A 23559-nucleotide genomic window follows, 5' to 3' on the forward strand; every position below is an offset into this window, starting at 1 on the left:
TAAAAAGTATACCATAGTTAAACGAATAATTCAGGTTCACTTCGAGCTGCAAAATCAATTTCCAATTCATATTTATGTCTTAAATAATCTGCATCATCGTAAAACTTTGCTTGAGACGGACATTTTTTTATACAAGCACCGCATTTAATGCAAATTCCATTTAATTTACTGACATCTTCACGATCAATGGAACCCATAGGACAGACATCTGCGCAAAGCTTACAATCAGTACAATTGCTATTTGTCTTTGGAGTAACCTTTCTAATATCAACTGGGCTGTCATCTTTATTTTTAGGCATATAATATTTTCTATAAGGGGTATTTCCTTTTACATTAAGAATTTGGAAATTATCTTGAGTGGTAATTTTTTTATATATTCGAATAGCAAAATCACTTGCTATGTCCATGTCTTTTTCATCGGGTCTGTCTTTGGCAAGCATTTTAGAAAATGAGTGTTCACCTATAAAAGCACCGCCAGCAACAATCTTAAAACCGTTAAGTTCGAGAATATCTCTAAGTTCTATTAATGCATCGTCATAATTTCTGTTTCCGTAAACAACTACAGGAATAGCTAAGGCATCATTACCTTTAACTGAGTTTAAATATTTTAATAATACATTGGGAACTCTTCCAGCGTATACCGGAACTCCTACAACAACGATATCTTCTTTTGTAAAAGACACTGGTTCTTTTCTGACATCAGGCAGAGTAAAATCAATAACATTTACCGCACTTGGCTTGTCAAGGTTCTCTGAGATTTTCTCTGCAATTCTGGATACTATTTTTTTAGTAGTATCTGTGGCACTAAAATACATCGCATTAGTTTTCTTTTTCATAATACTGCCTCCTCCTTTATTTACCCCCCCGTGTTGTGTTTCGATTTCTGTAACTTCCGTACAACCGTGGATTGATTGACCCCTAACGCCTCAGCAGCTTTAACGGTAGTTCCGTGAAGTTTCATAGCTAAGGTAACAAGCTGTTGTTCTAAATCGTCGATGGCTTCCTTAAGAGGAACCACCCCGGTCACAGTGATTGTCTTCAGAGGGGTCTGTTCCATTTCATAAAGTACGCCGTCGACTTCTCTGCCAGAAATAACCTTTTCTTTTGAAGTGACTACCAGCCTCTCTATCAAGTTGGCCATCTCCCGTATATTACCAAGCCAAGGATAATCCAACAATAACTGAACAGCTTCCGGAGAAAAGATCTTCTCAAACCCATGGCGCTTATTATTCTTCTCCAAGTTAAAAAGAACGAGGGGAATTAGGTCCTCTTTCCGTTCTCGCAGTGCTGGAACTTTAATTGGTACAATATTAAGCGTATAGAAGAGGTCTGAGTGGAAGCGCTCTTTTTCAACTAGCTCCTTTAAAGGTCTGTTTGTACCGGCCAGAATTCTAGTATCTATGGAAATGGCAGCCTTTTCATCCGTTTCCTGCAATGTTTTGTCACGAAGAACTCTCACTAGACGACCTTGTATATTTAAGGGCATCTTATCGATATCCTCTAGGTAAACGCTCCCATGATTAGCTAACTCTAATACTCCCGGTTTTGCAATATTTCTGCTATTAGAGATCTCTTGACCAAACAGCTCAATCTCTAAAAGATTTTCTGGCAATGAACTGCAATTAATTTTGTAAAAAGGCCCTTTGCTTCGTTTACTTTGGATATGTATTGATTTGGCAATTTCCTCCTTTCCTACCCCTTGTTCTCCGACTAATACCACAGGCGAATCAACTTGACTTACCCTAAACGCCAGATCCAGGACATTGTTCATGATAACGGAACAGGACCTTAATTCAGCCCCAGCTTCCTGATGATTCCTCATCTGAGCGATCTGTGACTGATATTTTTCAGATAGTTGTTTACTCTCTTCAAGTGCTTCCCGTAAAAACTCCAACTCGCTCATATCTCTTATGTTAATTACGATCTTTACAATTTCCCCTTCTTCACTAAAGACTGGGTTGCCTGTGATAACTAGGGAATGTTTAGCAAAAGGTCTTTCCAAGATACTGACAAAACCACCTTGCTTCTTAACTAGATGTATGATGTTTTTCTGAAAAATGCCTTTATCCACAAGCTCTTTAAAGGGCCTCCCCACTAACTCTTCCCATGAAGCTTCCAGAATTCTCCCCACCGCAGGATTGCAACGAAGAATATCACCCTGTCCATCACAAATAATTAACCCATCGTAAGAGGACGAAATGATTGTCTGCAGTTCTTCATTTAGCTGCTTTACACTTTGCAATTCCTGTAAAACCTTTTCTATTTCAGAAACATCTTGGAAAACCCCTACCGCCCCTACTACTTCTCCATCTTTAAGAATCGGTGTCCGATTGGAGATATACAGTCTGCGCCCCACTTGGAATTTAGCCCCATATTCAGGTATTCCGTTACGTACAACCTCCAAGAGACCCGTAGGGATAATAACATCGTTTAAAAAACGTCCGACTGCTTCCTCTTTAGTTGTGCGAGTTGGTTTTTCTGCAGCCGGATTGAGGGAGGTAATAATTCCTTGTTTATTAATCGATAAAATACCATTGTGCGCCGAGTTAAAGACCGCCTCAAGTTCTTGACTTCGTGATCGAACCTCTTGAAAATATGCTTGTAATAACGAATACTTAGAAACTACGCCAATAATCTCTTCCAGGTTGTTTAAAACCGGGTATATATCAAAAGGTAAATTCCAAACATCTTCTAACGACGTTTCTTCGTTTAGGGGGAGAAAGCGATTCGTAAGATAATCAGCGGCCTTATTTTCGGCGACATAGTTTTCTATGCCCTTTTCTAGAATCTGGTTTTTAGTGACCATACCTAAAAGATAACCTTGTTCATTAAGAAAAGGCAAGCCGGCAACTTCTTTTTCCATCATTATTGTCATCGCGTCCCCAATAGTATGATATTTATAAAGACATATGGAAAGTCGTGACATTACTTGGCCCACACGTAACAAACCATTCCCCTCCGCCCTTATTTATCAATTCAAAGAAGACTCCCACTTCTTGTAAGTAGTAAGTAGGTGTTCCTTTTCTGCTTCGGTGACGATATTCTCCAGTGGGGAGTATCACCACCGAAGTCTCGATGTTCAGCTTAGCTTTACCGAGTTCACTGGCCGGTAAAGATCGGTTTACGCTTCTCGATAAGGGCCTTCAATCCTTCTTTATGGTCGGACATTTCGGAAACAATTGCCATTTGTGATGAAATAAGATCTAAAGCCGTCCGTAAATCGTTTGTTCGTTGCGCGGAATAAACTGCCCGCTTAATCATTTGAACGCATACTGGAGGAGATTCAGCAATTTTCCTTGCCAATTCTAAGGTGGCCTGCTCTAATTCCTGAGCAGGGACAACTTTGTTGATCATTCCTATTTCTTTAGCCTCAGAAGCTGAAATATAATCCCCCGTCCATAAGATTTCTAAGGCCTTTGCAACTCCTACCAAACGAGGCAGATAGAAGGCGCCACCATCCCCTGGCACAATTCCTGCTTTAACATAACCTGCTGAAAGTTGAGCATCTTCTGCAGCTACCCTAATATCGCACATCAACGCCATATCAAGGCCTGCCCCTATAGCAATTCCATTAATACCGCAAATTACAGGCTTATCCATCATTTCTAATGTTAGAGCAACTTTATGCACGTGGTTTGTTAAAGCTCGTTTCCGGTCAATGGCTTTATTCCCCCATGTCTCGCCCTGATCATCACATCCAACAAATCCTTTTCCGTTTGCCATGGCTTCAATGTCACCACCAGCTGAAAAGGCCTTACCCTTGGCTGTCACCACGATAACCCTTATGGTTTGATCATCTTGAGCGTCTTGTAATGCTTCCGCCCATTTTCGAATCATTGGCAAGGAAAAGGCATTATACTTCTCTGGTCTGTTTAGGATAATCCTTGCCAAAAAGCCGTCTTTCTGATAGAGCAAATGACTATCGTTATCCTTATTAGGGGTTTTTACGAACTTCAAACATTCCCGTCTTGCCATCACTTCTCAACTCCAAAATATTATTTTTACTCCTACTCAGAATACAGCCCTTATGCTTACTATGCTTAATTGCATTAATTATTACTTTTGCATAATAAATATCGTTTCAGGGTTTAGTCACTTATTACTCTTGATATAATCATGCTATTCCTTGACTAATGTATGCACCTAAACATTTACCCGCTTATCATATCTGCATACTAGAAATCTCCCCATTGTTAGAATATACTATTTATCTGAAATTTACAATAATTAATATGCGCAAATGCAGGATGATTTTCTCGAACTAGCTATAATCTTTTCCCTGTATTTGATCAAAAAAGAACGCAAGATCACACAGTTCTTGCGTTCCAATCTTTTAACTTTGATTACACCTAATTCACTCAAAATTCAAATGCATCCGACTTTACAAACCGAAACGCATTTTCTTCCTTACTAAAAGATTTTAAAAATAAAAAATCAGAAGATAAATCATAGCGATGAAAATCGAAAGCAACATCAAGGGAAACGCGAATTTCATAAAGCCAATAAAAGGGATGTGGATTCCATTTTTCTCAGCCATGCCCGCAACAATAACATTCGCAGAAGCACCAATAAGAGTTCCGTTTCCGCCTAAACAGGCTCCCAAAGATAACGCCCACCAGAGAGGTTCCAAACCAGTTTGCGAAATTCCCCCTAAGTCGCCCATTTGATGAATAAGAGGTATCATAGTCGCTACAAAAGGGATATTATCCACAAAGGCAGAGGCAATAGCCGAAAACCATAAAATCAGCATACCTGTCAGTGTGAAATTTCCAGCTGTGGCCGTGATTGCCCAATGGGCCATACTGTCTATTATACCCGTCTCAATCAGACCGCCTACCACAATAAAAAGCCCAATGAAGAAGAAGATTGTGGGCCATTCAACGGTTAATAAAATTTCTTCTGGCTCTTCTTTAGTAATAAACATTAAGAGGACACCACCTGATAAAGCAATCGTCGCCGATTCTAAATCTAAGGCTTGATGCGTGAAAAAGCCGATTAAAATAAGACCCAGGACGAACAGACATTTTTTCAAGAGGGCAGAATCTTTTATCGCCGAAAGAGGATCGATCTTCATAAGATCTGCTTTAAGTTCATTCGATACTTTCATTTCATTCCGGTATATAAAATAAAAAACCGCCATGGTTGCGACATGAATGACTATAACAACAGGTGTTAAGTTGGTTATAAAATCAACAAATCCCAAATGCGTTTGACTTCCAATCATTATATTCGGGGGGTCCCCGATTAAAGTAGCCGTTCCGCCAATGTTACTAGCAAATATCATGGCTACTAAAAAAGGCATTATCTTAAGATTGAGCTTATCATTAATGCTAAAAACTATCGGAACAATCAATAAAACCGTTGTAACATTATCAAGAAACGCAGAAAGTATGGCCGTGACGCTGGCCAAAGCTATTAAAATTCTAATTGGTTCCCCCTTAGCTAATCGAACCGCCTTCAAGCCCAGATACTCAAAAACTCCTGTTCGACGTGTAATACCTACCACAATCATCATTCCAACCAACAGTCCCAAAGTATTCCAGTCAATATGCTCAATTGCTTTTTCTTGAGCCAATACCCCCAAGAGAATCAGCAGCATGCCCCCGAGCAAAGCGGCAATTGTTCGATGGACTTTCTCAGAAAGAATCAAAGCATAAACAATCATAAATACAACAATTGCAATATACGCCTGCATTATTTCATCCTCCTTACAATAATCATTTGTCCCTACATCCATGTATCGACTTACCAGATAGCCTACTCAATTAAAAGGGATATTATTTATCAATTCCGAGACTCCCACTTCTTCAAGTGGGTGTTCCTTATTCTACTTCGGTGGCATAATCTCCAGCGGAGACTATCGTATTGGAGACTTACGTCACCGAAGTCTAGATGTTCAGCTTTAGCTGAACGAGTTCACTTGAGAAAAACTGCCACTCAGATGCAGTAAACTTTTCTTAGTTTGCCCTGTGAATGAATTCACTCCCAATAGCACTGAAAACTTTGATAATTATCGATCGCCAATGCACGATTGCATATATAATCAATAATGCATAATGTGATTCATTATATTCTAGTTAACCTTGGATATTGTCATCGTCTCTCAATTAGACCACTAAATCACTTCTTCCAATACTTCTATTTCCTCTGCATATATGCATTCCGATTTTGATCTCAAATTACAATATAGCACTTTCCGAAAAAATTACAATATCTCTATGCATATCTGCTGAATATTTTTTCACTTCCCTCTTAATAAAAAAGCTAAAGAACGCTGGATACGCATAAGTTGCGTTCCAACGTCCTTTTTATATCCTTAATGCTTTTTGATTCAATAACCTAAATGATTATGCAGATCAGGCCTCCGCTGCCATCATTAACAATCCGTTGCAAGGTGTCTTGGAGCTTGTTCTGAGCGTTTTCCGGCATCCGATAAAGTTTATTTTGGATGCCTTCACGGACTAAGTCATGCAGTGATTTGCCAAAAATATTCGATTCCCAGACTTTCTTGGGATCACTCTCAAACTCATCCAGCATGTACTTCACGAGCTCTTCTGCTTGCTTTTCTGTACCAATCAAAGGCGTAATTTCGGTTGTAACATCTGCTCTTATAATATGCAACGATGGAGCGCTCGCTTTGAGTTTGATTCCATAATGTCCGCCTTGCTTCACTAGTTCGGGCTCATCAAGGAACATTTCTTCAAGTTGTGGTGTAACTACACCATATCCGTTAATTCGAACCTCCTCGATAGCCTGTGACAGTTTATCCCATTCCTTCTTACCTTTACTATAGTCTAAAACTAAACGCAGTAAGGAATGATCGCCTTCAATTTCAATCCCTGTAAGATCTTGCAGGACAGTTTTAAAGAGCCCGTCAACAGCAGTGATTTCTACATTGGCAATACCAGTGCCTAAGTTCATCTCTTTGAGGAGAACATCTTGGGCGTATTGGCAATCAGACAGGGCGTCTAAGGCCTGGTCAATATCTCTCAGACGTCTTACTCCGTCAATTGCTTTGCGGACAGTATCCTCAAAAGCAGCTCTAACTGCATGAGAGGGGTCAAGCTCCTCAACCCATTTTGGAAGGTCAATGTTTACTTCAGCTACAGGGAATTCATAAAGCACTTCTTCCAAAATCTGCGTTATATCTTCTTGGGCCATCTCAAGGCAATTCACAGGAATAACAGGTATTGCATATCTTTCCTCTAAGGAACGGCTTAATTCCAGTGTATTTTCTGCATAAGGACGTGTCGTATTCAGTACTACCACAAACGGTTTTCCTAGTTGGCGAAGCTCAGTAATTACCCGTTCTTCAGCGTCTAGGTATGCTTCCCTGGGGATATCAGTGATTGATCCATCGGTAGTTATTACAACTCCGATCGTAGCATGATCTGAAATTACTTTACGTGTTCCCATTTCAGCTGCATCTTGGAAAGACATAGGCTCGTCGCTCCATGATGTTTTCATCATGCGCGGCTCTTCGCCGTCTTCTGCATCATACCCCAAAGCACCTTCTACACTGTATCCGACACAGTCAACCAATCGCACATTCATGTGAATCGAGTCTCGTACAACGATTTCCACCGATTCTGATGGAATAAACTTAGGCTCCGTCGTTGTGATCGTTCTTCCAGTACCGCTTTGAGGAAGCTCATCCTTAGCCCGCTCCCGCTCAAATGCATCTTGGATGTTGGGCAAGACCAGGAGGTCCATGAATCGTTTGATAAAGGTGGACTTTCCCGTACGGACTGGCCCAACGACACCGAGGTAGATATCGCCTCCTGTTCGTTCTGCGATATCCCTGAAAATGTCTAGTTTTTCCATTGTTAATTTCCCTCCCTTTTGAGTGCTGTCCCAAAATTTGGGGAAGGGCCTCCACCTTATCTCCCCTTCCACCTCCCAGTAACACGTGGATTCCAATAACTGGACTAGCACATTAAGCAGTATAAGTATATTGGCTGTTTGGGGCAAATATGACAAATATAGAAAACTTGGCTGGTGCTAAGCCTTTCAGGCGCAGGCAACAGCCTTAGTTGCACTTATGCTTCCAGAAAGTTATCATTTCTGACTGGTAACAGTCAGTTTATACTTTCTGACTAGTACAACAAAAAACGCAGAAAAGGCATTTAAACAACCTCTTCTACGTCTATGTTCCTAATCACTAAAATATGTATATTATCTTAACCAGCTCATCTCGACAACTTCTTCAAGTTCGTGACGTTTACCGCGCAACATCAAGTCTGCAACGGCAATTTTCGGATCGGCATTTTCAAATAAAACTTTATAGGCCTGCTCCGTAATAGGCATAGGGATATTTTTCTCAATCCCAAGAAAGTGGGCTATACGAGTCGCTCTTACTCCTTCAACGACCATTCCAACCTCTTTCAGCACAGTTTCTAAAGGCTTGCCCTGACCGAGAGCGACTCCGGCTCGACGATTACGGCTATGAAGACTGGTACAAGTCACAATGAGGTCACCAACACCTGATAATCCGGCAAAGGTCAGCGGATTCCCTCCCAAGGCTACGCCTAAACGGGCAATTTCTGCTAATCCTCTGGTCATCAGAGCCGCTTTTGTATTGTCTCCAAACCCTAACCCCTCAGCAATACCCGTGCACAATGCAATAACATTTTTTAAAGCCCCACCGAGTTCAACTCCGATAACATCCGGATTGGTATAGACTCTAAACTTGGGAGTCATCATCATGTCTTGAACAGTTTTCGCAGTCTCTACATCAGAGGCAACTACAACAGTCGTCGGCATATCCCTGCCGACCTCTTCAGCATGGCTGGGACCAGACAAAACAGCCACCGGATTGTTAGGCAACTCCTCAACCAACACTTCGGAGAGGCGAAGATGTGTTCCTTCTTCCATCCCTTTAGCTGTATTGACAACAATACAGCCTCTCCTCAAATATGGATTTATCAAACAAGCAGCCTCTCGAACACTATGAGATGGAACACTCAAAACAACCAGATCGGCGTTTAAAAAAGAGAGATCTGTTGTAGGAAAAAGTCCTTGAGGCAGGACAACACCTGGTAAATAACGCTTATTTTCGTGTTGATTTCTCATGTTTTCCATTTCATCTGCATGCCGGCCAACAAGCGCAACCTGATGACCAGCCTTCGCCAAAAGAACTGCTAAAGCACTTCCCCAACTCCCAGCCCCATAAACTGCAATCTTAGGCATTTACTTCCCCCCGTATCGATATTTGATATTCGATATTAGAAGTTCGTGGTTCGTGGTTCGTTCAACCTCAATTTCAGTCTTTTGCTCTTCGATCTATCGGGACTTATTCGGGCCTCGGTCTCCGCTTATTTTTTAGTCCCAAATCGATGTTCTGTTCCATTCAGAACACGTTGAATATTAGCCCGATGAAGAACTAGTACTGCCAAGACAGCGACCACCGCAAAAACCCGATATTCAAACGGTTCCGGAAAAACAAAGACCATGATAAGAACCGTGAGAGCACCCGTAACCGAACCCATAGAAACATAACGTGTCAACCATACTACCAGTATAAACACGGAGATTGCTATTAATGTGACTTTCCACATCAAAATGGTAATGATTCCGAACCCGGCTGCCACGCCTTTCCCACTGGGCCGAAAACCAAAAAAGGGATTCCAGCTATGACTTGCCATTGCTAATAACCCGCCGATAATACCTCCCCAGGGCCCAAAAGCCCATAGACCGAGGTAGGCAGACAATGCCCCTTTCATGAAATCCCCTAAGAGCACCATGATTCCCAGTTTCACTCCTAAAAGGCGAAAGGCATTTGTTGTGCCGATATTTCCGCTACCATGCTGACGTACGTCAATCCCTTTAAACAAGCCCGCTAAATAGGCAAAAGGAATGGCACCCAAGCAATACGCCAAGATAAAAATAAGGTAACGTGACATGACCTACTCCTTCTCTTCATCTTTTTGTCGAATTACAATTCGGATCGGAGTACCCTCAAATCCAAAGTGCTTTCGCATCTGATTCTCCAAATATCGTTTATAGGAAAAGTGCATAAGTTCCGGATCATTAACAAAGAAAACAAAGGTCGGCGGCTTAACTCCCACTTGAGTCAGGTACCTCACCTTTAAGCGTCGTCCCTTATCTGACGGAGGGGGATTAGAATGAATCCATTCTCTCAGTAAGGTGTTCAAAGTCGCAGTAGTCACACGAGTAGAATTTTGCTCGACCACGAAATCCACAAGCTCCAGAATTTTATTAACCCGTTGTCCGGTTTTAGCAGAGATAAACATGGTTGGCGCATATTGCATAAACCCTAATTCTTCGCGTATCGTCTTTTCAAATTTGTTGATCGTCTTTTCATCCTTTTCAACGAGGTCCCATTTGTTGACGACCAGAATAATGGCTTTACCCGCCTCATCTGCATAGCCGGCAATCTTTTTATCTTGCTCAGTAACCCCATCTATGGCATCGATAAGCATTAGGATTGCATCTGAGCGATCAACTGCGCGCAGGGAACGTACTACACTATATTGCTCTGTTAGTTCGTCTATGCGTGATTTACGTCGCATTCCAGCCGTATCAATAAGTATATAATGTTTGCCTTCGTGTTCAAAAGGAGTGTCTATCGCATCCCGAGTGGTTCCCGGAACATTACTGACAATGACGCGCTCTTTTCCCAGCATCATGTTGACCAAAGAGGATTTTCCGACATTTGGACGCCCTATAACAGAAATGCGAATGACGTCCGGATCGTATTCTTCCTCATCATCCTCGGGAAAGTTTGAAATCACTAAGTCAAGCAGGTCGCCCGTATTCATGCCATGAACCGCAGAAATCGGAATTGCTTCACCCAACCCTAAACTTAAGAAGTCATATAACTGACCTTCTGCCTTAGCAAAATCTTCCACTTTATTCGCGGCAAGCAAGATTGGTTTACCCGAGCGGCGTAACGTCCGGGCAATTAAATCATCATCCGGCGTAGGAGAAATTTGGGAATCTACAACGAATATCACGACATCCGCTTCCTCCATGGCAATTTCTGCCTGCCTTCTCATCTGTGAAGAAATCGGTGTCCCCTCATCTTTAAATTCGATGCCCCCCGTATCAATTAAAGCAAACTTTCGCCCCAGCCATTCCGCATCGCGATAAAGGCGGTCTCTTGTTACTCCCGGCATATTTTCAACAATAGCTACCAGTCCGCCCGTAATGCGGTTGAACAATGTAGATTTCCCTACATTTGGACGACCCACTATAGCTACAACAGGTTTACTCAAAGCGTTCCACCTCCAATGAATATCCAATCACATGTTCTAAAAATGCAAGTCCATCGTTCTCAACAATCCTTGCCTTGCCATTAACCTTCTGTTCTAACCATTCCACACTCATATCATCAAGAAAGATATCTTCATCCGCTTTGAGCATTGTACGCGGAATAAGAAACTCTTCCCCTTGCAGATCTCCTAATTGCCGGGCGATATCCCGGGCGGTCAGGAGTCCTGCAGCAGTCACCGATAAGCCAAAAAAATCATTTTGTATCACATGCATCGTCAGTGTTAAGCCGCTGATTCGATCCATCAAACGTTTATTCCAAAATTCAAAAAGGTCATGGGCTGCTGTTCCGGTTATAAGGTGTACACAGCGTTTTGAGACCTCATGCGGAAGCAAGTCCCACCCGGCTTCAATTTCTGTGATAAATTTTCGAGCCATACCTACGCCGTTTTCTAATTGTGGAAAGTCATCGTATACTGCTGACTCTGGAAATTCTCTCCCGGCCAGCACATAAAATTCATCTGAAAAGTACACGAGGTGCCGACCTGTCTGGGTAAAGAAGTCCTTCTGCCACTTCTCGGCTTGATCCAGAATTTGACGTGCTTCATCAGCTGAAAAGCCTCGCAACGAGGTAAGCTTTTCACGATAGCGAGTCAATCCCACGGGTACAACTGCAATTGATTGCACCGACGGATAAAGCTCGGCTAACCGTTCAATGGTTTCTTTCAACACGTCCCCATCGTTGTGTTCAGGAATCAAGACAATCTGAGTATGTACTGCGATTCCAGCCTCTGCAAAGCGTTTAAATTGCTCAGGCAGTTTTCCCGCATGGGGATTTTTCATGAGTTTAGTTCGCACTTCTGGGTTCCAAGCATGAACTGAAACATACATCGGAGTCAAATGTAAAGATGTAATTCTGGATAAGTCTTCCTCACTTAAATTCGACAAGGTTATAAAACTTCCTTGAGTGAGGGATAAGCGATAATCATCATCTTTATCATAAAGAGAAGGGCGCATTCCTTTAGGCATTTGAGCTACGAAACAAAAGGAACAATTATTAACACATTTTTTTAGACCCTCGGCACTTACTGTCTCGACCTCTAATCCTAAGAACTCCCCTGGCCCCTTCTCAATATCAAGCTCCCAAAGTTCACCATCTTCCTTTTCAATAAGCAACATGAATTCCTCTTCCGAGATGCCAAATTGAAAGTCAATAATATCATTAAGCTCTTCTTCGTTTACGGCCAGAACACGATCTCCGACCACAATTTCCATTTCTTCAGCGATACTCCCTGAATGGACCGCTGCGACTACAAGCCCTTTAGGCAAAACATTTCATCCTCCTGACATTCCAGATCAAGAGCCTATCATCTCAGCCTTAATCGTTTACAAGTATACTACAAGTGAACACGTTCAGCTATAGCTGAACATCTGAGACTTCTGCTATCGAAACTTACTTTCCTCCGAGGGTTCATAGGTTCCTGAGCTTTTTGACGGTATTAGATCAGCTTCCGTTCTACGCAACTCCCTCTCGGCATAATACTGCCACCCTAGAGCTAAGGCTGCCCAAGCAGTAAATAGTCCCACTCCAAAATTCCAAGTAAATTCATTAGGCAAGCCAATATACCTTATAATACCGTCGTAGGTAAAACGAACAAAGGCTTGGTTCAAAAGCGCACTTCCAGTTAAAGCAGCGGCTGTTCCCCAAAAGGACTTAGCACTCAACCACGCTACTAAAACCAGCGCAATCGCAAACATCCACTCTCCATAGGGAAATACTCCTGGTTCATTGACGAAAAACAGAGTCTCTACGCCAACGATTAAACTGGTAAAAAACAGCGGCAAAAGCCAGCGTTCAGCTTGTCGCATTGACCAAACCCAAAATACCAACATAACCGCAAGACGTGCAAAATGCCAGTGCCAAGGCATGGTGACAGCAAGGGATATCTCAACCCATTTTCCTATAAGCCAGGCAATCGTCAACAAGAGAAAAAATCGTCGAGAGGCTTTTTTCTCTGCCCAAGTTAAAAGTGTTAAGAACAGAATTACCCATTCTCCATAAGGAAAAAGCATATTACCCCTCCTAAACGTTCCTTTTCATATTATTCCCGTTTAGAGAGGGTTTACACAGAAATATTAGAGAGGTTCTTTTCAAGTGACCCCTTGGTAACAGTTTTTCGGTATCTAGAGAGATTTAAGATTAGACCAAGTTTTACTAAAGTTATCACGAGAGAGGCCCCGCCATAAGAAATCAGAGGCAACGTAATCCCGGTTACCGGCAACACGCCGGTAACAACTGCCAAGTTGATGGTCGTCTGGATCGCCAAAGAGGATGTTATTCCATAGCCTAATAACCTGCCAAAACGATCAGGGCATTCACTTATAACATGATAAGCCCGAGCATATAAGGCAACAAAGAGAAATAATAAGAACATCGTACCTATTAACCCTAATTCTTCACCAACGATAGCAAAGATGGTGTCTGTATGATTTTCGGGTAAAAAACCATACTTTTGCAAACTTCGTCCTAACCCAACTCCAAACAAGCCCCCTGAGCCAAAGGCGATCTCGGCATTTGTAATTTGATATCCTTTATTCATCGCATCTTTCCAAGGGTCTAACCAAACCAAAATCCGTTCCCATTGATACTTCGTATTATAGATAAAATATAAGAGCGGTAGTCCCAAGGTCGGCACCGCCGCAACGAACCAGCCTGTCGGCAGTTCCGTCTGTAAGAGCATCACTGCGCAAGTTAGAGCAATAACCATGGTTGTCCCTAAATCCGGCTGTTTATAAACGAGACCCAAGATAAGGACAGTGGTGGGTATGAGGATGCCCAATGGAACACGCCAATCACTCCCTCGTTGGATCGGATAGCGATCAAGTATATGTGCATAAAAAAGAACCATAGCCAGTTTTGCAATTTCTGAAGGTTGGATTGTAATTCCCGCAATTGAGATCCAACGGGCTGAACCGCCAGCTTCTATGCCTGCATCCGTAAAAAGAATTGCAATGAGCAAAACCATACTAACCAAGACCCCAATCCCAGCGAAGCGCCGCAGAAACCCATAGGGGATCTTTATAGCTATAAAGGCAAAAACAGAACCAACGAGCGTCCACTTCATTTGCTGAGAAAAATAGTGATATGAGTTCTGAGTTGCATTGAAACCGCGCACCGCCCCGGCACTTAATACCATAATTAAGCCAAAGGCTAAAATCGCCAGTGTAAGATACAATATCGGAAAATCGATAGGCAACTTCCGTTGTCGTTTAGCCATCTGAATCTCCTTCCTTCTAAACTTAATCCAGGTCGGCACAATCTTATATCAACAAAGACACGTTCCTCCAGATATGCCAGTAAAATGACTTCCTGTGTCTAGAAACAGGAAGTCATTTTTAAATGCACCGATGCAGTGGCCATTTCAAACAAAGAGGTTGATAGGAGCATAGCCAAGACTCGAACAAGAATGTCGAGGATAGAGCATCACCAAGGGATGGGTTGAAGCCGTTTATAGAGATTGCCGTAACAGCAAGTGCTAATTAATTAAGAATCATGGTTTTCTGTTTGAAGTTCTTTTCCTAGGGCATCACCAATCGTAAATGGTTTGATTTCGGATTGTAAATCTAAAGCTTGTTGATCATTTTCCTTAGCAGCGTCTGTGATCCCCTCGCGAATACTCAAACTGATTCGCTTTTCCTCCGGCTTACAGTCCATAACCTTAGCAGACACCATATCCCCAACTTTAACCACATCTTCTACTTTATTAACATGATGATCAGCTAATTGAGAAATATGAACTAACCCATCCACGCCATCTCCAAGCCCCACAAATGCTCCGAAGGGAGTAATACGCACAACTTTGCCATTAACTGTAGATCCGACCGGATAGTTTTTAGCCGCCTGAAGCCAAGGACTTTCTTTAAGTTGTTTTAGCCCTAAGGACACTTTCCCGGTTTGTTGTTCAAGCTTCAACACTTGGACTTCCACTTCATCCCCAATCTTAAGCATGTCCGAAGGATGCTTAATTCGAGTATAGGCTAAGTCAGAAATATGAAGCAGTCCATCAATCCCACCGATATCAACGAACACACCGAAGTCAGCCATCCGTTTGACCGTTCCGCTCACTACGTCCCCCTCTTTAAGGGATTCGAGCAACTGTGTGCGCTTAACCGCTCGCTCTTCTTCTAGAATTACCTTTTGTGAAAGAACCACTTTACGCTTTGATGGATCATAATCAATCATACGTAAGCGAAGAGTCTGACCCATGAATTGATTGAGGTCTTCGACATATCCCAGTTGAATTTGGGATGCGGGAACAAAACCGCGCAACCCTACATCTACTACTAAACCACCCTTTACGACCTCAACGACTTCTGCCTGAATCTCTTCTTTGCTTTCTGCAATTTTCTCTAAGTGATCCTTAGCCCCTTCTTCATCCGCTTTTCGTTTAGACAGGACTGTATGACCTTCCTCATTTTCCACACGAATAACCACTGCGCTGATTTGATCTCCAATCGCCACCGCTTCCTCAGGGCGGGTTTTCCTTGCCACTGACAGCTCACCAAGTGGAATGACTCCCTCACATTTCCATCCAATATCAACAAAAACTTCTTCTCTTGTAATTTTCACCACGGTACCGGTAACCCTCGTGCCGGGATGGAGCTCTGGACAATTATCTATCCAACTCGACATTTCCATTTCTTGCTCATTCATTTCTGACATTTTCTTGAAAACCTCCTCGATTATCCAATCTGGGGTAGAAGCCCCTGCAGTCAAGCCCGCATTATTAGCATCCTCAAACCAAACATTTTCTAATTCATCCGCGGTTTCAATCAGGTATGTTTTTGTGCGTTCTGCACAGATGCTCGCCAGTTTTCGGGTATTAGCACTATTTCGTCCACCGACGACCACCATAACATCAACCGCTTCGGCTAATTCTCGGGCAACTTTTTGACGTTCTGCCGTGGCATTACAGATTGTATTATGGACGATCAAATCGTCAGTATGATTTCTAAGTTCAGCGACAATTCCTGCAAAATTCTCTGCCAGTTGAGTTGTTTGAGCTAAAACTGCCAGATGAGGGTAAAACGGAAGCTCTTTAGCTTCCTCAACCGTCTGAATAGGTATGGCCTCTTCTCCGGCCCAGCCAAGGATTCCCTGTACCTCAGGATGAAGTTTATCTCCCATGACAATAACTTGTTGCCCCATCTGAGCAGACTCAGCAGCCAATCGTTGGGCTTTCTGAACAAAGGGACACGTAGCATCAACCACTTGGACCCCCTTGCATTCAGCCCCTTGATAAACACTCGGTGCCACACCATGGGACCTTATAATCAAGGCTTGTTGGCTTGTCAGCTCGTCCAAATCCTCAACAACTTGAATACCGCGTTCTGATAAGCGTTTCACAACCTGTTGGTTGTGAATGAGCGGTCCAAGTGATACAGCATGCGACGTTTCCGCTGTCCGTTCAGCCATTTCAAGGGCGCGCTTTACGCCAAAGCAAAATCCAGCCTTTGTTGCGCGTTTGACTTTCAAACCAAGAACCTCCCTAAAAATTGTAAAGAACTAATTCTCTATTACGCACCAAAAATCCTGCTAAGTGAGGCAGTTTTAATCCGTACCATCTACTTTGCCTCAGGCAATTCGATCATCGCCTGCATTATTCTCTCGGCAATCCATTCTCGTCGGTTTTCCACTCCTTCCGGAGCCTTTAACATCTGAGCAGTCAACGGTTTCCCGATAACAACAGTAATTTTTCCCCAGCCTTTTGTAAACATGTGGCGAGTTCCGCTCACCTTTACAGGAACAACAGATGCTTGGCTTTTTTCCATTAGGAGGACCATTCCCGGCATACCCTTCTGAATCTCTCCAGTCTTTGATCGTGTTCCTTCCGGAAAAAGTCCTAACACGCCTCCTCCTTTTAAGATTGTCAAAGATTGGCGAATAGCATTCATATCCCCTTGCCCTCTTTTTACAGGAAACGCACCCAGCTTAGAGAAAATAGTCCCTAAAATAGGTATGGAAAATAATTCCTCTTTGGCCATAAAGGAGGCCTGACGAGGAATACTGCAGGCAGCAACAACAGGATCCCACATACTGACATGGTTGATTGCCAAAATAACGGGTCCTTCATTCGGCATATTGTCCGCACCTTGAACTTTCCAGCCCATTAACCGAAATTGCAGTCGAAACATCCTCTTGGCAAAACTATATAACGTCATTGCTCAACCCCCCTGCACCAACGCTAGAATCTTTGAAACTAACTCTTCTATGCTTAACCCCGTCGTATCAAGGATGATCGCATCCTTGGCAGGCTTTAGCGGAGAAACTTCTCGCTCTGTATCAAGGCGGTCACGTTCAGCCATATCTATGGCAACCTCTTGGTACGTCACATCTTTTCCCGCCTTCTGGAGTTCCATCCACCGACGCCTTGCCCTCTCTTCAGGAGTTGCTGTTAAAAAAAATTTAATATCCGCTTCTGGCAAAACATAAGTACCAATATCACGACCATCCATAACTACGCCACCGCGTTCAGCTTCCATGCGTTGAAGTTCCACTAAACGTTCTCTGACCCCAGGATAGGCTGCCACGACAGAAACAGCACGTGATACTTCGGGGCAACGAATTTCCTGAGTAACATCCTCTCCGTCACACCAAACAATCCTTTTATCCGAATGATCAAAAACAACCACTGTACTTTTAGCAATTTGGCTTACCATAGATTCATCGTCTATTGGGGCTCTGTTTTTAAGGACTTTATAAGCAATTACTCGATACATCGCCCCGGTATCTACATAAAAAAGTCCCAATTGTTTAGCTGCGATCTTGGCAATAGTACTTTTCCCCGCGCCGGCAGGGCCATCAATCGCAATTTGTAATGCCTGTTGTTGCCTTCTCTTCATCCCGTCTGCTCCTTTTTATTCAATCAATACACTAGCCGCGATTAGGGTAGCAACTATGTTATTCAACGCGTGCAGTCCCATCGAAGGATAGAGAGATTTGTATTTATCATAAAGATATACAAGAATCATGCCTAAAACAAAGCGTGGAAGAAATCCATAGGCCTGGAAGTGAAGAGCGGAAAAAATCGCAGCACTAATTACTGCTGCCGTCCACTTTCCAAAGTACGCTTGTAAGCTTCCAAAGATAACTCCCCTAAATAGTGTTTCTTCCACAACGGGAGCTAAGACACCTGCTAAGAGCAAATTAAGAATCAAGGTATACCAGGAAACCTGTCCTAACAGCTTGGAGTAAACATCTGTTTCCGGAGGAGTAAAGCCATAGTTAAAAAGAGCTATAGCATAACATATATTTACGACCCAAGTCAGTGCGTATAATCCTAAGACCCTCGAGATGATCATTCTTACTGGCACACCCTGCCAACCAAAATCTGCCCAGGTCCAATGACGAGCTTTTTTTAGTGTCCAGATCAAAAGGGCAAATGACACTTGAGTCATAAAAGCATTCAGATACATTAAAACACGTTCATGGGGCCATTGCTCCAGTAACCAGAACGTTCCAAAAGCCAAGATTATATATATGCCCACGACCCCGCCTAAAACCAAAGCCAGATCTACCCAATTCAATCTTCGGCCCCTAGGCGGAAGCTCAATGTTTTCTAAATTCAGATCAGTTTTTTCCATTACTCACTCTCCTTCTTCCATTAAAGTAGACACATATTTCTCCCGTTTTTTTCCCAGACTAAACTAAAAGGAGGAACTTTTATGAAATCATCGGATATAACCTTACAAATATATCACCATCATCTTAAAATTCCCATAGAATCCTATTTCAATACAGTAACTGATTTTTTAGATCCCTGGGATGAGCGTGCTTATCAGTTTGTGGTTCACCAATACCTAGAAAAAGGGAAAGACAATGGTATCGTAGGAATGGTACGACAAGAAAGAGACGAAAAATATGTCTATCTAGACGCCGCAGTCCGGTATCCGCAGGCCATGGACGGCCAAGTGTCCCTGGAGTCCACGGATGGCGGGAAGGATATGTAAATCGTCAAATTTATACAAGATCATTGAGTAGTAACTCACCTAAGCCCTCGACACTTGGAACAATAAAATCAGGATTTGCATCTTGAAGTTCATCAACCGTCCCATACCCATAACCTACAGCGATAACATCTATTTGGTTAGCCCTGGCTCCAAGAACATCATATTTCCGATCTCCTATCATCACAGTTTTAGACAATGAACTCCCAGGTACCCTTTTTAAAACTTCTTCAATGACTGTTTCCTTCTCTGCAAATTGACCATTTAACTCACTTCCCATAATAACATCAAAATACTCTTCGAGTAAAAAATGTTGAAGAATTTTCTCTGCAAAGACCCTGGGCTTCGATGTCGCCAACAAATGCTTGCAACCCTTTTCCTTTAATTCTAACAATAATTCAGGAATTCCCGGATAAACTATATTTTCATAGAGCCCTATTTCTCGAAAACGCTCCCGATAAATTATGATCGCTTGGTTCAATAAAGCTTCATCCGTGGTTTGAAGCAAAGTCTTAAAGCTCTCTTTTAATGGTGGTCCAATGATCCAATCGAGGTCATCCGCTTCAGGGATAGGATAATCTAACCGACTTAGAGCATATTGAACTGAGCGAGTAATTCCTTCTTTAGAATCTGTCAAAGTTCCATCTAAATCCCACAACAAAATATCGTAACGCATGTACAACCCTCCAACTCTATTTCCCAATATTTCCTCGGATGAATCTAACCCAATGCGGCAATTCTAATCAAAAGGAGGGATTTAAAATGTTTTTTCATCAAAAACACTATCATACCCATGGGATGTTTTTTTTGCTCAGTCTTATTGTCGCCTTTTTGCTCGGACGAAAATCTGAAAGGTATGGTCTCACGATTGTATCTCGAGGGTGTGGATGCTATGAGGATGACGACGATGAGATGGATATGATGGACAATCCCACGCCCACCAATACCTATCCTCAATAACTAAATTTGTATTCCTTTATTCCATTTGAAATTTAAATCCAGTATAACACCTCACTACATCAAGCTAACGGAAACTCCGAGATTGATCTCGGAGTTTTCTACTTATATCATACCAATAAACGGTATTCGGTCAATAACTCTTCTACTGCAAGTTATACTCAGAGGATTTCAACTCGATATTATTTAATGTATAAACAAGAAAAAAATCATTAATTAGGCGTTCTAATATCAGACCGTAAATGATGTTCAATGGGCTCAGTCCGGAAAAATTTCATCTGCGCTACTGGTACGTATGGGAGTCCGCTGTCTAAGGATAATGGCGGAAGCTCACGCAGGTGGAGATGCCATTTTTCTATAGGGTGCTTGGCTAACTGTTCAAATAAAATTATCACCTTATTAACACTCAAATCATAGAGCTGTTTTAAGCTCATCTCATTTGACTCTCCACTAACGGGATGCAACCAACTTAAGGATTCTCCAAAGAATGATAAGTCCAAAGGCTGTGAGTAGAACAAAGCTTCTAGTTTTTCTGCCTTTGGATGCCCATAATGACGATAAATAGTTAACGCCCGCCAAGGGATTGACCAACTAAAAGCAGTTTGCAGAAAGCGATGATTTCGCCATGCCTTCATAAAATGAATTAGTATGCCCTTATCCCCCTGATAAGTATAGTGTGTTGCAAGGAGCTTAAGGGCTTGTCGTCCGGGTTCGCCCGCTTCACGCCACAAATGATTTAGATCTACTGGATACTCCATTGGCTCAATCGTCTGTAACCAAAGATCGATAGCTGTTTCCAACAGACGATGCCTAAAGACGGCCTTACTCCGTTCCTCTAAATCATCCGCAAAATAGTTTCCACTCATATAGTAAACCATGGGATGGAACATACTATCCGCAACATAATGTGTCAACATGCCCAGCAGAAAGGCAAAAGAGCCTTGTTTATTAGTTTGGCTAAGTGCCCTCTCCATGATTTCACAAAGCGGGGCCAAAGTATTCTCCCCAGCTGCGCCATGCAACTGGTTTGCAATACGTTCAATGCTCACTTCAGACGGCTCGGACAAATCATAAAAGGGAATATCATGGGCTATGGCACCAATATAATAAAGTGCAGGATTACTCGCAATGATCTCTCCTACCTCTATCGGAGCCCCTCTTTGCAAAGCTTCACGGGCGATATGCCAGTGTGTAAATTCCTTTGGCACAACTATCCCTCCACTTATCAGATTAATAATTACCAATCTTTGCAGTTACACTTATATTTATTCCGCTCTCCACGTATAAAGCTTTAAAACCTCAATCAATTGTAACATGTAAAAAGGTATTTCTTCCAAAGAAACATTGGTAATCTTCATTCAACTACCCCTACGAGTGCTAAAAACCCACAGAAGTTTTTGTTTCTTCCGTGGGTTTAATATTTCATTTTATCAAATTCAAAGAAGACATTCACTTCTATAGTGGGTGTTCCTTATTTTGCTTCGTAGAGTCACCCACCGAAGTCTCGATGTTCAGCTTTAGCTAAACGAGTTCATTATCGTCGAAATCAGGACAGTATCGCCATGAATTCATCACCCGAAATGGTTTCCTTATTCAATAAAAAGCGAGCGAGTTCATGCAACTTATCAGTATTCTCTTTTAGAATTGAGATTGCCTTTTCATGGGCACTTTTAATGATAGCAAGAACCTCCTCATCGATTTTGGCCGCCGTTTGAGAAGAACAAGAAAGGGAAGTATCGCCGCCTAGATATGGGTTATTCACTGTTTCTAAAGCCATCATATCAAAGTTTTTACTCATACCGAACCGTGTAACCATTGACCGCGCTATCTTAGTGGCCTGTTCAATGTCGTTGGAAGCCCCGGTTGTAAAGGTACCGAATATCAGTTCTTCCGCTGCTCGGCCTCCTGTAAAGGTGGCAATCTTGTTAAAAGCCTCTTCCTTGTTCATCAGTACCCTCTCGCCTTCCTCCACCTGCATGGTGTAGCCAAGTGCACCCGACGTTCTTGGAATGATAGTAATCTTATGCACCGGTGCAGAATCAGTTTGTTTCGCTGCTACTAGAGCATGTCCTATTTCGTGATAAGCAATAATCTCTTTTTCCTTATGGGAGATAACAGCGCCCTTGCGTTCGTAACCCGCAATAACAACTTCAACAGATTCTTCTAAGTCCTCTTGTTCGACACGGGTTCTGCCGTATTTAACTGCGCGCAGTGCCCCTTCATTGATGATATTAGCCAGATCAGCGCCCGAAGCACCTGAGGTTGCTCGTGCAATAGCCTTATAATCAATCGTCTCATCCATCTTAATCGTCTGAGCATGAACCTTTAAAATTGCCTCCCGACCTGCCAGATCAGGAAGTTCCACTGGGATTCGACGGTCAAATCTGCCTGGACGAAGCAAGGCATTGTCTAAAGTTTCGGGGCGATTAGTGGCGGCAAGTATCACGACACCTTTTTTACCATCAAAACCGTCCATCTCAGTAAGCAACTGGTTCAGGGTCTGTTCACGTTCATCGTTTCCTCCGAACCCGCCGTTCCCCCGTTTTTTACCAATCGTGTCAATTTCGTCTATGAAAATAATACAGGGGGCTTTTTCGTTGGCTTGCTTAAATAGATCTCGCACTTTTGCGGCACCCATACCCACAAACATTTCTACAAACTCTGAACCTGAAATCGAGAAAAAGGGAACCTTCGCTTCTCCGGCTACTGCTTTTGCCAGTAAAGTTTTGCCCGTCCCGGGAGGGCCCACAAGCAAAGCTCCCTTGGGCAGATTCGCACCAATTTCAGCATACCTTTTTGGATTGTGAAGAAAATCGACAATCTCAGCAAGCGCTTCTTTCGATTCATTCTGTCCCGCCACGTCGGCAAAGGTTTTTCCCGTCTGTGCCTGAACATAGATCTTGGCGTTGCTTTTACCGAAAGTCATAGCATTCATGCCGCCCATCCGTTTTTGCATCTGCCTTGCCAACAATTGCCCAATCCCAACAAACAAAATTAAGGGCAAAATCCATGTTAAAAGAAAATTTAGCAACGGGGAATTTTCTTTGGGAATAACCTGAGAAAATTTCACACCGGCATTATGAAGTCTATTGACCAGATCCGGATCATTCATCGCTCCTGTGGCATATACGATTTCCTCACCCGACTCATTTTTAGCAATAAAACCAATCTGATTATCCTGAATTTCCACTTCAAGCACAGATCCTTTTTCTACTTGTGTTAAAAAGTTGCCATAGTCCACTTGGGTGACCTTTTGCTTCATCAGCTCGGGGAAAACCAAGGCATTCAGTAACAAAAGAATAACCATTGCAACTAAAGAGTAATAAATCAAGGGTTTTTTGGGGGGGTTTTTTTCATCCATTA

Annotated in this window: 20 protein-coding genes; 2 read left to right on the forward strand and 18 right to left on the reverse strand. The window is 42.6% G+C overall.

The window, feature by feature from the left end:
- Window positions 1-17 precede the first annotated feature (17 nt).
- The 15 genes from BUB11_RS10485 to BUB11_RS10555 form a co-directional block, all read right to left on the reverse strand.
- Window positions 18-836, reverse strand: a complete 819-nt coding sequence (locus BUB11_RS10485) for an EFR1 family ferrodoxin (protein WP_073029697.1) — start codon at window positions 834-836, stop codon at window positions 18-20.
- 20 nt (window positions 837-856) lie between these two features.
- On the reverse strand, window positions 857-2938 hold the full coding sequence (locus tag BUB11_RS10490; protein ID WP_242947518.1) for a sigma-54-dependent Fis family transcriptional regulator: 2082 nt from the start codon (window positions 2936-2938) through the stop codon (window positions 857-859).
- Window positions 2939-3099: 161 nt separating this feature from the next.
- Window positions 3100-3975, reverse strand: a complete 876-nt coding sequence (locus tag BUB11_RS10495; RefSeq protein ID WP_084110242.1) for an enoyl-CoA hydratase/isomerase family protein — start codon at window positions 3973-3975, stop codon at window positions 3100-3102.
- Window positions 3976-4420: 445 nt separating this feature from the next.
- Complete coding sequence (locus BUB11_RS10500; protein WP_073029699.1) at window positions 4421-5695, reverse strand: ArsB/NhaD family transporter; 1275 nt, start codon at window positions 5693-5695, stop codon at window positions 4421-4423.
- Between the two features lie 644 nt (window positions 5696-6339).
- Window positions 6340-7824 (reverse strand): stage IV sporulation protein A, encoded by a 1485-nt coding sequence (gene spoIVA, locus BUB11_RS10505; protein WP_073029700.1) that lies wholly within the window; start codon window positions 7822-7824, stop codon window positions 6340-6342.
- A gap of 351 nt (window positions 7825-8175) precedes the next feature.
- Window positions 8176-9189 (reverse strand): NAD(P)H-dependent glycerol-3-phosphate dehydrogenase, encoded by a 1014-nt coding sequence (locus BUB11_RS10510; protein ID WP_073029701.1) that lies wholly within the window; start codon window positions 9187-9189, stop codon window positions 8176-8178.
- A 125-nt stretch (window positions 9190-9314) separates the two neighbouring features.
- The gene (gene plsY, locus BUB11_RS10515; RefSeq protein WP_073029702.1) at window positions 9315-9902 is read right to left on the reverse strand and encodes a glycerol-3-phosphate 1-O-acyltransferase PlsY; all 588 of its coding nucleotides are present in this window, start codon (window positions 9900-9902) and stop codon (window positions 9315-9317) included.
- Between the two features lie 3 nt (window positions 9903-9905).
- Window positions 9906-11237, reverse strand: coding sequence for a ribosome biogenesis GTPase Der (gene der / locus BUB11_RS10520; protein ID WP_073029703.1), 1332 nt, complete (start codon window positions 11235-11237; stop codon window positions 9906-9908).
- Window positions 11230-12561 carry a DUF512 domain-containing protein gene (locus BUB11_RS10525; RefSeq protein WP_073029704.1) on the reverse strand — a complete coding sequence of 444 codons (1332 nt, stop codon included), beginning with the start codon at window positions 12559-12561 and terminating at the stop codon, window positions 11230-11232. The genes der and BUB11_RS10525 overlap by 8 nt, the downstream gene beginning before the upstream one ends.
- 114 nt (window positions 12562-12675) lie before the next feature.
- The gene (locus BUB11_RS10530; RefSeq protein WP_073029705.1) at window positions 12676-13305 is read right to left on the reverse strand and encodes a hypothetical protein; all 630 of its coding nucleotides are present in this window, start codon (window positions 13303-13305) and stop codon (window positions 12676-12678) included.
- 50 nt (window positions 13306-13355) lie between these two features.
- Complete coding sequence (gene ftsW, locus BUB11_RS10535) at window positions 13356-14510, reverse strand: putative lipid II flippase FtsW (RefSeq protein ID WP_073029706.1); 1155 nt, start codon at window positions 14508-14510, stop codon at window positions 13356-13358.
- A gap of 266 nt (window positions 14511-14776) precedes the next feature.
- A complete protein-coding gene (locus BUB11_RS10540; RefSeq protein ID WP_073029707.1) occupies window positions 14777-16768 on the reverse strand; it encodes a bifunctional 4-hydroxy-3-methylbut-2-enyl diphosphate reductase/30S ribosomal protein S1 in 1992 nt (663 codons plus the stop codon).
- Between the two features lie 89 nt (window positions 16769-16857).
- Window positions 16858-17454: a lysophospholipid acyltransferase family protein gene (locus BUB11_RS10545; RefSeq protein WP_073029708.1), complete on the reverse strand. Its 597-nt coding sequence runs from the start codon at window positions 17452-17454 to the stop codon at window positions 16858-16860.
- Between the two features lie 3 nt (window positions 17455-17457).
- On the reverse strand, window positions 17458-18135 hold the full coding sequence (cmk, locus tag BUB11_RS10550) for a (d)CMP kinase (RefSeq protein ID WP_073029709.1): 678 nt from the start codon (window positions 18133-18135) through the stop codon (window positions 17458-17460).
- Between the two features lie 15 nt (window positions 18136-18150).
- Window positions 18151-18876: a CPBP family intramembrane glutamic endopeptidase gene (locus BUB11_RS10555; RefSeq protein ID WP_073029710.1), complete on the reverse strand. Its 726-nt coding sequence runs from the start codon at window positions 18874-18876 to the stop codon at window positions 18151-18153.
- A gap of 81 nt (window positions 18877-18957) precedes the next feature.
- On the opposite strand from BUB11_RS10555, the gene BUB11_RS10560 reads away from it, so the two are divergent.
- Window positions 18958-19242, forward strand: coding sequence for a hypothetical protein (locus BUB11_RS10560; protein ID WP_073029711.1), 285 nt, complete (start codon window positions 18958-18960; stop codon window positions 19240-19242).
- A gap of 10 nt (window positions 19243-19252) precedes the next feature.
- On the opposite strand, the gene BUB11_RS10565 is transcribed toward BUB11_RS10560, so the two are convergent.
- On the reverse strand, window positions 19253-19915 hold the full coding sequence (locus BUB11_RS10565; protein ID WP_073029712.1) for an HAD hydrolase-like protein: 663 nt from the start codon (window positions 19913-19915) through the stop codon (window positions 19253-19255).
- Between the two features lie 86 nt (window positions 19916-20001).
- On the opposite strand from BUB11_RS10565, the gene BUB11_RS10570 reads away from it, so the two are divergent.
- Window positions 20002-20199, forward strand: coding sequence for a hypothetical protein (locus BUB11_RS10570; RefSeq protein ID WP_073029713.1), 198 nt, complete (start codon window positions 20002-20004; stop codon window positions 20197-20199).
- A 209-nt stretch (window positions 20200-20408) separates the two neighbouring features.
- On the opposite strand, the gene BUB11_RS10575 is transcribed toward BUB11_RS10570, so the two are convergent.
- Complete coding sequence (locus BUB11_RS10575; RefSeq protein WP_073029714.1) at window positions 20409-21404, reverse strand: zinc dependent phospholipase C family protein; 996 nt, start codon at window positions 21402-21404, stop codon at window positions 20409-20411.
- 338 nt (window positions 21405-21742) lie between these two features.
- Window positions 21743-23557: an ATP-dependent zinc metalloprotease FtsH gene (gene ftsH, locus BUB11_RS10580; protein ID WP_073029715.1), complete on the reverse strand. Its 1815-nt coding sequence runs from the start codon at window positions 23555-23557 to the stop codon at window positions 21743-21745.
- Window positions 23558-23559 lie beyond the last annotated feature (2 nt).

Origin of the sequence: Desulfosporosinus lacus DSM 15449 (assembly GCF_900129935.1) — a bacterium.
Lineage (GTDB): Bacteria > Bacillota > Desulfitobacteriia > Desulfitobacteriales > Desulfitobacteriaceae > Desulfosporosinus > Desulfosporosinus lacus.